The organism is Dactylosporangium sp. NPDC049140 (assembly GCF_040648435.1).
Window position 1 is genome coordinate 138407 of the sequence record NZ_JBEZDS010000013.1, and the last position, 11982, is coordinate 150388.

8 protein-coding genes are annotated in these 11982 nt (G+C 72.0%); 3 read left to right on the forward strand and 5 right to left on the reverse strand.

What is annotated here, in order from left to right; all coding sequences use genetic code 11:
- Window positions 1–228 precede the first annotated feature (228 nt).
- Complete coding sequence (secA, locus tag AB0B76_RS22800; protein WP_360378371.1) at window positions 229–3132, reverse strand: preprotein translocase subunit SecA; 2904 nt, start codon at window positions 3130–3132, stop codon at window positions 229–231.
- A 172-nt stretch (window positions 3133–3304) separates the two neighbouring features.
- On the opposite strand from secA, the gene AB0B76_RS22805 reads away from it, so the two are divergent.
- From AB0B76_RS22805 to AB0B76_RS22815, 3 genes are read left to right on the forward strand one after another with little or no spacing between them, the layout of a single operon-like run.
- The gene (locus AB0B76_RS22805; protein ID WP_360378373.1) at window positions 3305–4453 is read left to right on the forward strand and encodes a GNAT family N-acetyltransferase; all 1149 of its coding nucleotides are present in this window, start codon (window positions 3305–3307) and stop codon (window positions 4451–4453) included.
- The gene (locus AB0B76_RS22810; RefSeq protein ID WP_360378376.1) at window positions 4450–5502 is read left to right on the forward strand and encodes a GNAT family N-acetyltransferase; all 1053 of its coding nucleotides are present in this window, start codon (window positions 4450–4452) and stop codon (window positions 5500–5502) included. The genes AB0B76_RS22805 and AB0B76_RS22810 overlap by 4 nt, the downstream gene beginning before the upstream one ends.
- 41 nt (window positions 5503–5543) lie before the next feature.
- On the forward strand, window positions 5544–6680 hold the full coding sequence (locus AB0B76_RS22815; protein WP_360378379.1) for a glycerophosphodiester phosphodiesterase: 1137 nt from the start codon (window positions 5544–5546) through the stop codon (window positions 6678–6680).
- Window positions 6681–6737: 57 nt separating this feature from the next.
- Here AB0B76_RS22815 and raiA read toward each other — a convergent pair whose 3' ends face one another.
- The 4 genes from raiA to mtrB form a co-directional block, all read right to left on the reverse strand.
- Complete coding sequence (gene raiA, locus AB0B76_RS22820; protein WP_360378382.1) at window positions 6738–7382, reverse strand: ribosome-associated translation inhibitor RaiA; 645 nt, start codon at window positions 7380–7382, stop codon at window positions 6738–6740.
- 320 nt (window positions 7383–7702) lie between these two features.
- The gene (locus AB0B76_RS22825) at window positions 7703–8440 is read right to left on the reverse strand and encodes a phosphoribosyltransferase family protein (RefSeq protein WP_360378385.1); all 738 of its coding nucleotides are present in this window, start codon (window positions 8438–8440) and stop codon (window positions 7703–7705) included.
- A gap of 4 nt (window positions 8441–8444) precedes the next feature.
- Window positions 8445–10346, reverse strand: coding sequence for an LpqB family beta-propeller domain-containing protein (locus AB0B76_RS22830; protein ID WP_360378388.1), 1902 nt, complete (start codon window positions 10344–10346; stop codon window positions 8445–8447).
- On the reverse strand, window positions 10343–11944 hold the full coding sequence (gene mtrB / locus AB0B76_RS22835; protein WP_360378582.1) for an MtrAB system histidine kinase MtrB: 1602 nt from the start codon (window positions 11942–11944) through the stop codon (window positions 10343–10345). Before mtrB ends, AB0B76_RS22830 begins: the two co-directional genes overlap by 4 nt.
- Window positions 11945–11982 lie beyond the last annotated feature (38 nt).

Here is an 11982-nt window from a genome sequence, read left to right on the forward strand (position 1 = left end):
GCCGACACCCACAGCGTCCCGACCGGCGCGAACACGAACACGAAAACGAAACGGACAGCCGACGCCAGCAGAGACGGCGAACGGAACGAAAACGGACAGCCGACGCCAGCAGCGACCGACCGGCGCGCGCGAACGGCCGCGAGCCGGGTGGCGGCAGGGCCGGGAACGAAAACAGCGGGCGTCCCCCTCCACAGGGGGACGCCCGCTTACTTCAAAAGGCAGCGCCGGTCAGGCCGGGCCGCCCGGGGCGCCGTGGCAGCGCTTGTACTTCTTGCCCGAGCCGCACGGGCACGGGGCGTTGCGCGACGGGCCGTTGCTCGCCGCGGCCTGGCCCGGGGACGGCTTGCGCGCGCCCGCGTTCGGGGCTGGAGGGCCCGAGCGGCGCGTGGTCGGCGACGGGCGCTGGCCCGCCGTTGCGCCGTTGGCGCCGAGGCCGAGGGCCGGGGCCTGCTCCTGCTCGATGACCACCCCGGCCTCGCCGGCGGCGCCGTCGATGGCGGGGGCGGAGTACTGCAGGGCCCGCGGAGCGCGGTTGCCACCGAGGCCCTTCGCGCGGATCTCGACGTGCGACTCCGGGAGGGGCACGGACAGGGCCTCGGCGTCGGGGGCGGCGGTCTCCTCGACCGCCTCCTCGACGTGGACCTCGAGGTTGAACAGGAAGCCGATCGCCTCTTCCTTGATGCCTTCCTGCATCTGCTGGAACATGTCGAAGCCCTCGCGCTGGTACTCGACCACGGGGTCGCGCTGCGCGTAGGCCCGCAGGGTGATGCCCTCCTGCAGGTAGTCCATCTCGTAGAGGTGCTCGCGCCACTTGCGGTCGATGACGTTGAGCAGCACCTGGCGCTCCAGCTCGCGGACGGCCTCGGCGCCGAGCTCCTCCTCGCGGCGGTCGTACGCGGCGTGGGCGTCCTCGATGAGCTGGACGCGCAGGAACTCGGGGTCGAGCTGGCCGCCCGCCTCCTCCTCGAGGTCCTCGATCGTGACGCCGACCGGGTACAGCTGCTTGAGGCTGGTCCACAGCTGCTCGAGGTCCCAGTCCTCGGCGGTCTCGCCGAGGGAGGTGGCGCCGACGACGTAGGCGCCGACGACGTCGTCGACCATGCGGCGGACCTGGTCGCTGAGGTCTTCGCCGTCGAGGACGCGCTTGCGCTCGGCGTAGATGACCTTGCGCTGCTTGTTGAGGACCTCGTCGTACTTGAGGACGTTCTTGCGGATCTCCGCGTTCTGCGCCTCGATCTGGGTCTGTGCGCTCTTGATCTGGCGCGTGACCATCTTCGACTCGATCGGGACGTCCTCGGGGATGTTGAACCGGTCCATGACCGCCTCGACCGCGCTGGCGCGGAAGCGGCGCATGAGCTCGTCCTGCAGCGAGAGGTAGAAGCGCGACTCGCCCGGGTCGCCCTGCCGGCCGGAGCGGCCGCGGAGCTGGTTGTCGATGCGGCGCGACTCGTGCCGCTCGGTGCCGAGCACGTAGAGGCCGCCGACGTCGGTGACCTCGTCCGACTCCTCCTCGACCAGCTTCTCGAACTCGGGCAGGATCTCGGTGAACGCCTTCTCGTACTCCTCCGGCGTCTCCTCCTCCGTGACCCCGCGCTGGCGCAGCTCGGCGTTGGCGAGGTACTCCGCGTTGCCGCCGAGCAGGATGTCGGTGCCACGGCCGGCCATGTTCGTCGCGACCGTCACCGCGCCCTTGCGGCCGGCCTGCGCGATGATCTCCGCCTCTTTGGCGTGGAACTTCGCGTTGAGCACGGCGTGCGGGACGCCCTTGCGGCGCAGCAGCTGGGAGAGCAGCTCGGACTTCTCGACGGAGACGGTGCCGACGAGGATCGGCTGGCCGAGGCTGTGGCGCTCGACGATGTCCTCGACGACGGCGTTGTACTTGGCCTTCTCCGTCTTGTAGATCACGTCGGGGTGGTCGAGGCGGATCATCGAGCGGTGCGTCGGGATGGAGACGACGCCCACGCTGTAGACCTTGTTGAACTCGGCGGCCTCGGTCTGCGCCGTACCGGTCATGCCGGAGAGCTTGCCGTAGAGCCGGAAGAAGTTCTGCAGCGTGATCGAGGCGAGGGTCTGGTTCTCCTGCTTGATCTCGACGCCCTCTTTGGCCTCGATGGCCTGGTGCATGCCCTCGTTGTAGCGCCGGCCGTGCAGGATGCGGCCGGTGAACTCGTCGACGATGAGGACCTCGCCCTCGTTGACGACGTAGTCCTTGTCGCGCTTGTAGAGCTCCTTGGCCTTGATCGCGTTGTTGAGGTATCCGACCAGGGGCGTGTTCACCGACTCGTACAGGTTGTCGATGCCCAGCTGGTCCTCGACCTTTGTGACGCCGCCCTCGGTGACGGAGATGGTCCGCTTCGACTCGTCGACGTCGTAGTCGGCCTCGCCCTCCTTGCCCCGCTTGAGGCGGTTCACCACGCGGGCGAACTCCTGATACCAGCGGGCGGACTGCTCGGCCGGGCCGGCGATGATCAGCGGGGTGCGGGCCTCGTCGATGAGGATCGAGTCGACCTCGTCGACGATGGCGAAGTTGTGGCCCCGCTGCACGAGCTCGTCGCGCGACCACGCCATGTTGTCGCGCAGGTAGTCGAAGCCGAACTCGTTGTTCGTGCCGTAGGTGATGTCGCACTCGTAGGCGGCCTTGTGCGCACTGGAGGGCTGGTTCGGCAGCACCGTGCCGACGCTGAGGCCGAGGAAGCGGTGGACGCGCCCCATCCACTCGGCGTCGCGCTGGGCGAGGTAGTCGTTGGTCGTGACGACGTGGACGCCCTTGCCGGACAGCGCGTTGAGGTATGCCGGGAGGACACAGGTCAGGGTCTTGCCCTCACCGGTCTTCATCTCGGCGATGTTGCCGTAGTGCAGGGCCGCGCCGCCCATGATCTGCACGTCGTAGTGGCGCTGGCCGAGCACCCGGGAGGCCGCCTCGCGCGCGACCGCGAACGCCTCCGGCAGGATGTCGTCCAGCGTCTGACCGTCGGCGAGCCGCTCCTTGAACTGTTCGGTCATGCCGGCGAGCTCTTCGTCGGTCAGGTCGGCATACTCGTCCTCCAGCGAGTTGACGGCGTCGGCGACGGCCTTCAACTTGCGTAGCATCCGGCCCTCGCCGGCGCGAAGGATCTTCTCGAAAATCGACACGGGTCAGCGCTCCCTCAAACGTCTGCGACCCATCGTAGGCGGCTTTCCCGGCGACCTGCCGCCCCCGCCCGGCTACTCTTCGGACACGGTGGCCTAAATACGGACGAATCACCCGAGGTACCGCGGAAATATCCGCCTCAGGGCCTCGACCGATACGGCAGGATCGGCGTCCATGGACCCGATCGAACTCGCCACCGGCGACGGGCTCGTCCTGCGCGCCTGGCAGCCCGAGGACGCCGAGGACGTGTTCCGCGCGTGCCAGGACCCGCTCATCCAGCGCTGGACCCTCGTACCCGTCCCCTACCGGCCCGAGCACGCCGCGGACTTCACCGGGGCGGTCACCCGGGCGGCGTGGGCGGCCCAGACCTCGGCGCCGCTGGGGGTCTTCGACGCCCGCACGGGTGACCTGCTCGGCTCGTCGGGCCTGGTCGCGCTGGACCGGGCGGGCGGCGCCGCGGAGGTCGGCACCTGGGTGGCGCCGTGGGCGCGGGGCCGGCGGGTCGCCGAGCGGGCCGGGCGGGCGGTGGCGCACTGGGCGTTCGAGGTGCTGCGGCTGCGCCGGCTGACCTGGCGCGCCGAGGTCGGCAACCACGCCTCCCGGCTGACCGCCGAGCGGATCGGGTTCACCTTCGACGGGGTCGTGCGCGCCGGGCTGCCCGTGCGCGGCGGCGGCTTCGCCGACGGCTGGCAGGGCGTCCTGCTGCCCGGCGAGGTCTGCGACACGCCCCCGGCCTGGGTGGCGCCCGGCGGCCCGGGCGCGCGGCGGGCCCATGCATTCAGCCACCCGCCCGAGCGCCTGCCGGCCGGGGCGTGCACGCTGCGGGCCCTGCGCGAGAGCGACCTCGACGACGTCGTGGCCACCTTCCGCGACCCGGGCACCGTGCAGTGGACCTCGATCCCGCTGAACTACCGCCCCGAGCAGGGCCGCGACTTCATCCGCCACGCGTACCCCGCGATGTGGCTGCGCGGCACCGGCGCCGGGTTCGCCTTCGCCGACCGCGACGACCGCTTCGCCGGCACCGTCGACCTGCGCATCAGCGTGCTCGACCCGGTAACCGCCGAGGTCGGGTACTCGGCGGCGCCCTGGGCGCGCGGGAAGGGGTACACCACGGAAGCGGTGCGGGCGGCCTGCGCCTACGGTTTCGAGCGCCTCGCCCTGGGTCGTATCGTGTGGCGCGCCCACGTGGGCAACAACGCGTCCCGCCGGGTGGCGGAGAAGGTGGGGTTCCTCGTGGAGGGCGTGCAGCGCGAAAGCTGCGTCCAGCGCGGCGAGCGCGTGGACGGCTGGATGGCGACCCTGCTGCCGGGGGACCTCGCGTGAACATCCTCCTGCGCTCGTGGCGCACCGGGGACGCCGCGGCCATCGCCGCCGCCTGCAACGACCCCACGACGCGGCGGTACCTCCCGCTGCTCCCGGCCCCCTACACCGAAGCGGACGCCCTGGACTTCATCGAGCGGGGCGTCAACGAGCGCGCGGTCGTCGACGGGAACTCCGGCGAGGTGCTCGGCTGCGCCGGCTTCGTGCCGCGCGGGCACGGCGTCGCCTCGGTCGGCTACTGGGTCGCCCCCGAGGCCCGTGGCCGCGGCGTCGCCTCGACCGCGCTCGAGCGGCTCGGCACGGAGCTGTTCGAAGAGCGTTTCCAGCGGTTGTACCTCGAGATCGAGGCGGAGAACATCGCCAGTCAGCGGGTCGCGGCGGCGGCCGGCTACGTGCGCGAGGGCGTGGCGCGCGGGGCGGGCAAGCGGCCGGACGGCTCGCGGTACGACATGGTGGTCTGGGCACGGCTCGCCGGCGACCCGCCCGGACCGAGCCCGCGGGCGCTGCCCGATCTGCCCGGGGGCCGGCTCACCGACGGCGTGGTGACCCTGCGGCCCATCGGCCCCGGCGACGCCACCCCGACGTACAACATGCGGATCCTGCCCGAAGTGAGCGGCCGATCCGTCGTGGCCACGCCCATGGACCCGGCCGTCGTCGCGCGCCAGTGCGCCGAGTCCGGCTCGCGGTGGCTGGCCGGGCAGCGCGCCGAGATGACGATCCGCCGGTCCGACGACGGGACGTACCTCGGCGAGATCGCGCTGTTCTATTTCGAGCCCGTGCTGCGCGAGGCGATGATCGGGTACAGCCTCGTGCCGGAGGCGCGCGGGCATGGGTACGCCACCCGGGCCGCCCGTCTGGTGACCGGCTGGGGCTTCGAGATCGGCATGGCGCGGATGGTCGCGGGCACCGCCCCGGACAACGTCGCCTCCCAGCGGGTCCTGGAGGCGGCCGGCTACCACCGCGAGGCGGTGCAGCTCCAGCGGCTGCCCGGGCCGGGCGGCGAGCGCATCGACAACGTCGCGTTCGCCAAGGTGCGCCCGGCGGCCACCTGATCGTCATGTGACGTTGCCATCGGACCTCTTTCGTAAGGTCCATGCGTCGACGTGCAGTGATTTCCGGGGTGGGCGCCGCCGCCGGTGCGGCCGTGCTGCCCGCCGCCCTCATCAGCCCCGCCTACGCCTCCGACACCTCGGCCGACATCCGGGCCGACCGGGACCACCACCGCCCGGCCCGCCCGCTCGTGATCGGCCACCGCGGGGCCAGCGGGCACCGCCCCGAGCACACGCTGGCGTCCTACCGCCTCGCCATCGACCTGGGCGCGGACTTCATCGAGCCCGACCTCGTGCCGACCAAGGACGGCCAGCTCGTGGCCCGCCACGAGAACGAGATCGGCGGCACCACCGACGTCTCGACCAGGCCGCAGTTCGCCTCGCGCAAGACCACCAAGACGGTCGACGGCGTCGCGGTGACGGGCTGGTTCACCGAGGACTTCACGCTCGCCGAGCTCAAGACCCTGCGCGCGGTCGAGCGGCTGGCCTCGGTGCGCACGCACAACACCATCTACAACGGCCTGTTCCAGGTGCCGACCTTCCAGGAGGTCATCGACCTCGCCCGCGAGGAGGGCCGCCGGGTCGGGCGCACGATCGGGGTGTACCCCGAGACGAAGCACCCCACGTACTTCAACTCGATCGGCCTGGCCCTGGAGCCGCTGGTCGCCCGGGTCCTCAAGCGCAACGGCCTGGCCGGGCGCAACGCGGCCGTGTTCCTGCAGTCCTTCGAGCCGACCAGCATCAAGAAGCTGCGCGGTCTCGTCGACACCCCGTCGGTCGTGCTGCTCGACGCGGCCGGGCAGCCGTTCGACTTCCGGACCAGCGGCGACCCGCGCACCTGGGCCGACCTCGCCAAGCCCGCCGGCCTGGACTACCTCAAGGCGTTCACCGACGGCGTCGGCGCGACCAAGAACCTGGTTGTCGCCCGGGACGCGGCCGGCAACCTGTTGCAGCCCACGCCGCTGATCGCCGACGCGCACGTGCGCGGGCTGAAGGTCCACGCGTGGACGTTCCGCAACGAGAACCAGTTCCTGCCGCTGAACCTGCGCACCGGCGAGGACCCCAACGCGTGGGGCAACATCCTCGAGGAGGTCAGGGTCTTCCTGGCCGCGGGCCTCGACGGCGTCTTCGCCGACTACCCGGACACGGCCGTACTGGCCCGCGACCTGTTCGTGCGGTAGGTCCGGCTTCGGTGGGTGCCCAGGCACCGGGCGCCCACCGAGGCACGGTCCGCTGTCCTACACCCCGAGGCTCATGACGCCGTAGTCGTACGCCCGGCGGCGGTAGACGACGCTGGGACGCCCGGATTCCTTGTCGTTGAACAGATAGAAGTCGTGGCCGAGCAGTTCCATGTGGAACAGCGCGTCGTCCACGGTCATCGGCTCACCGGGGTGTTCCTTCTCGCGCACGATGTGCCACGGCTGGTCGTCGGCGTCCTCGATGAGATCGAAGCCCTCGCCGCGTCCGGCCTGGGCCGTCTCGGTCATCGTCGCGATCGCGCCGGCGTTGTACCGCTCGGGCGGCGTGAATGCGAGCGACGCGGTCGCCTCGGCCACGGAGACCGGCGCGTGCCGGCCCCGATGAACTCTGCGGCGGTCGGCGGCGCGGCTCAGCCGGCTGTCCAGCTTGCCGATCGCGGTGTCCAGGGCGCTGTAGAAGTCGGCGGCGCAGGCCTCGGCCCGGATCACCGGACCACGTGAGTAGCACGTGATCTCGACGCGCTGGCAGTGATCGGATTGGCGCGGATTGCGCTCGTGAAACAACTCGACGTCGACGCGGATGAGCTTGTGGTCGTAGCGCTCGATCTTCTGCAGCTTGTCGGCGACGTGCTGCCGGTAGTGGTCGGGCACCTCGACGTTGCGGCCCTTGACGACGATGTCCACTCCTGACCTCCCCCACGGGTTCTTCCAAAGAAACGGGTTCGGGTTTCGGTTTCGAGACTCGGCCGGAACAGCGCCTCCCCAGAGGCTGAGCCCCACGCGGTACACGACCGAAACAGCGGGTGTCAGGTCCTCCCTTCGCGGCCTCCCCGCCGTGGCGCGCCGGGAGCGCCGCCGTGGCGAGCATTGGTCGTCTCTCGACGTTAAACCGCTGACAGCCGCTAGTCACCCCCGGTTCAGAAGAACTGCGCCTTCGCTTGCCGAAACCCACCCCCGGGACTACCCCACGCTGCGCGCCAAGTAACTTTCCGTACAAATCGGGCTTATTTCGTGTTCCATCGCTGACGTTGCGTAGCGCCCATCCGCGTTCGCTGGGTGGCGGCGATGACGGCGGCCCCGTCGGCCCGGAGTCCCGCCTCCGCGAGCCCCCGTGCCGCCGCGGCGAGGGTCGCCCCGGTGGTGAGGATGTCATCCACGAGTACGACCGCGGCCCCGTCGCGGTTCACCCGGGCCCGCAGCGCCGCCGCCCGCCCCGGCCGCAGGGCGAACGCGTGCCGGGCCGCCGCGGCCCGCTGGGCCGCCGTGAGCTCCGCCGAGTCGTCGCGCCGCGGCCGGGCCGCCAGCGGCCGCGCGATCACGGCCCCGGGCCGGCCCCGCGCCGCCACCCGGGCCAGCCGCAGCACGTGGTCGCCATGGCGGCGCCGCACGGCCGCGGCGGTCGCGGGGACGGGCACCAGCACCACCGGCGCCCCGGCGGCGGCCCGGTCCACCACGCGGCCGAGGAGCCCGCCGAGGCAGCCGGTCAGCTCGTGGCGGTTCTCCTCCTTGTACTGCACGATCGCCCGCCGCACCGAGCCCGCGTACGCCGCCAGCGCGTAGGTCGCGGGCAGATCCGCCGGCGCCGGGTCGGGTGTGGTGCGCCGCGGCCGGGCGCGCTCCATCGCCGTCCGGCACCGCTCGCACAGCGCCCGCGCGGACGGCTCGTCGCACCCGGCACAGGCGGCCGGCAGCACGAGGTCGACAAGCGAGTCGAGCAGGCCGCGCCAGGCGCTGTCCGGCATCGGGTCAGTCCGCGATGAACGGGGCGGTCCCGATGACGCCCGTGCTCGAGGGCGAGGCCTCGGTCGTGGCCGTCATCGCGTCGCTGCTGTTGGAGTAGAGCCGCGTGGCCACCTGGTTCGCCTCGTAGAGGACCGGGTAGTCCAGCGGGAAGCCGGGCCGGTTGACCCGGACCACCAGCTCGGTCACGTCCCACACCGCGTCCCCCTGGCGGGAGACGGGCGGCAGGGGCTCCTCCTGGGCGCTGTCGATGGTCACGGCCACGAGGTTGTACTTCGGCCCGTCGTTGGTGGAGCTGATGGGGTGCACGGACCTGGGCGTCGGCTTGCCGCCCACCACGAGGGAGGTCTCCGTGAGCCAGCCGACCGCCTGGTTGTCGCCCAGCGACGTGGTCACCTGCACGGGCGTGCCGATGCTGAACTTGTTGGCATCCCGGTCGAACGCCAGCGGCGCGACCATGAGCGCCCGGCCCGAGACGAACGCGATCCGCCGGCCCTCGGGCGCCACCGCGAACGCCGTGATCGCCACGCTCAAGGGCGCGCTGAGCTCGACCGCGTCGAAGTCCTTGCCGTCCTCGGTCCGGCTCACCCAGAGCCGGCTGCCGTCGGCGACCATCAGCCGCCGAACCGGGTAGGTGATGTACGCCGGCCGGCTCAGCCGGGCCCCGGAGACGTTGGTGTCGGCGTATTTCGGCCCCGCCCCGACCGACTGGTCCGGCGCGAAGACGAAGAGCCGCTGCTCGGTGCGGCCCTGCGTGGTCACCTTGCACACCAGCGCGGCCCGGGTGCCCTGCCGGTTGATGGCCGCGGACACCACCTGCTGGTTGCGCCCGCCCGGCGCGAACAGCGGGTTCTCGGGCGTGGTCGGGCCCACGACCTGGCTGCGCACGGCCTCGTTGACGACAAGGTAGCGCGGCGTCTGGTCCACCTGCGACGCCTCGACGGCGGCGTTGTCGTCGAGGTAGCCCTCCGAGTCCGCCCCGTTGTCCTGGTTCTCGATGGTCAGCTTCACCGGCTTGTGGTCCGGCAGCGACCAGCGGATCTGCCGCGCCAGCCGGTCGAGGTCGTCCTTGCTCTGCCCGGCCGCCTTGCCGCTGAGGTTGACCTTGACGTCGGCGTCCTCGAGGACCGGGTTGTCCTTCACCTCGATCGAGGTGGACAACCTCTGCACCACGGTCGCCACCAGCGGCGAGGGCCCGTTCGGCAGCCACCGCAGGGTCTCGGTCACCTGCTTGGCCCGCGAGAGCGTGCTGGGCATGTACCGCAGGTCCGGCACCAGCCGCGGGTTGTCCGGCCCGGCGCTCCAGAAGTAGATGGGCTGCTGCGTGTACCAGTTCCGCAGCCCCGACTCGGTGATGAACACGTAGTCGGACGGCACGTCCTCGAGGCGACGCTGGCCGCCGACGAGCACCGTGGTGAACACGGCGTCCGGCAGCGGCCCGCTCGTCCACCGGCTGACCATGCCGTTCGCGTTCAGGATGCCCAGCGGGTCGAGCGCCAGCCGGACGGAGTCCCGCCCGGCGCCGGCGCCTTCGAGCTGGATCTTCGGGTCGCGCACGACCACCACGCCCGCGTCCGCCTTGGCCGGCTTCCAGCTAGCGGCCCGCGACGGGGTTATGTAGTGCCGCATCCGGTCCAGCGCCACCTTGTTGGCGTCCGGCTCAGCCCCCTCGCCGCCCAGGTTGGCCCCGACCGACGCCTGCAGGAACGACTCGACGAGCTGCTCGGTGCTGAGCCCGTCGACCGGCTCCGGCGGCGACTTCTGCCCGCCCTGCGCCGCGGCCGGGCTCTGGGCCGGCCCCGCGAGCTTGGGGTCGGTCTGCGAGGGCAGGCCGCACGCGCCGAGGCCGGCGAGCACCGACGCCGTCGCGACCACCGCCAGCAGGCGCCGCAGCGCAACGCCGGTCATGGCGTCTCGCCGATCAGGGCGGCCTCGTCGGCGCGGGCGTCGTCCGGCACGAGCCGCAGCGGCGAGGACACCAGCCGGTCGCCGCTCTGCGCCGGCAGGGTCAGGCGGAACTGCGCCCCCTTGCCGGTCGCGCCCCAGGCCTCCAGCCAGCCGCCGTGCAGCCGTGCGTCTTCCAGGCTGATCGACAGGCCGAGGCCGGTGCCGCCCGTCTGCCGGGCGCGCGACGGGTCGGCACGCCAGAACCGGTTGAACACCAGCTTCTCCTCCCCCGGTTTGAGCCCGACGCCATGGTCGCGGACCGTCACCGCGACCGCCGAGCCGTCGGCGGCGAGGGTGACCACGACCGGCTTGCGCTCGCCGTGCTCGACGGCGTTGCCGACGAGGTTGCGCAGCACGCGCTCGACCCGGCGCGGGTCGACCTCGGCGATCACCTCGCCCTCGGGCACGACGACCTTCAGCTCCACCTGGCACCGCTCGGCGAGCGAGCCGAGCTGCTCGGCGACGCGCCGCACGACGGGGACCAGGTCGGTGGGCTCGGCGTCGAGCGCGGCGAACCCGGCGTCGAACCGGCTGATCTCCAGCAGGTCGGTGAGCAGGCCCTCGAACCGGTCGAGCTCGGCCTGGAGCAGCTCGGCGCTGCGCGCCGCGGCCGGCTCGAACTCGTCGCGGGAGGCGAAGAGCAGGTCGGCCGCCATCCGCACGGTCGTCAGCGGCGTGCGCAGCTCGTGTGACACGTCGGAGGTGAACCGCCGCTGCAGCCGCGACATCTCCTCCAGCCGCACGATCTGGCGCTGGAGGTTGGCCGCCATCTGGTTGAAGGCGGCGGCGAGCCGCGCCAGATCGTCCTCCCCGCGCACAACCATGCGCTGGTCGAGCAGGCCGGCCGAGAGCCGCTGGGCGGTGCGCGCGGCGACCCGCACGGGGGTGACGACCAGGCGGGTCATCATGGCCGCGATGAGCGCGAGCAGGGCGACGAGCGCGATGCCGGTGCCGGTCACCACGGCGGCGGTGAACCGGACAAGCTCGTCTTCGGTCTTCAGCGGGATTACGTAGTACAGCTCGATCGGCTCCGAGCCGACCGCTACCGGGGTGCCCATCACGAGGTATTTCTGCGGGCCGTCGCCGATGTCCAGCGTCGCGATCTGCTGGTAGGTGCCGCCCTTCGGCCCGACCACGAGCGCCCGCAAGCCGCGGACCTGCGGGTCGTCCATGACGGCGGGGTTGCGGGTCGGCGGCCACGACGCGTTGAGGTCGCCGCTGTTGTGGCGCAGCATGACGACCTCGGCCTGCTGGTTGTTGATCGAGCCGTAGAGCTGGGTGACCACGTTGCGCAGGCTCGGCGGCAGGCTGGGGTCGTCGGGCTGGGTGAAGCCGGCGAGCTCGCGCATCGCGTAGCCGGCGCCGTTGTCGATCATGTTCTTGGACTGTTCGAGCTTGCCGTTCAGCACGCTGTTGCTGATGAGCGAGGCGACCGTGTAGCTGAAGGCCAGCACGAGCGAGGCGGAGAGCAGCAGGGTGATGCCGACGACCCGGAACTGCAGCGAGCGGCGCCACTGCCGGCGGGCGACGGCCCAGAGCCGGCGCAGGCGGCGGCTCACGGCCTGCGGGACCAGCCGCCTGGGTCGCAGGCGGCGCG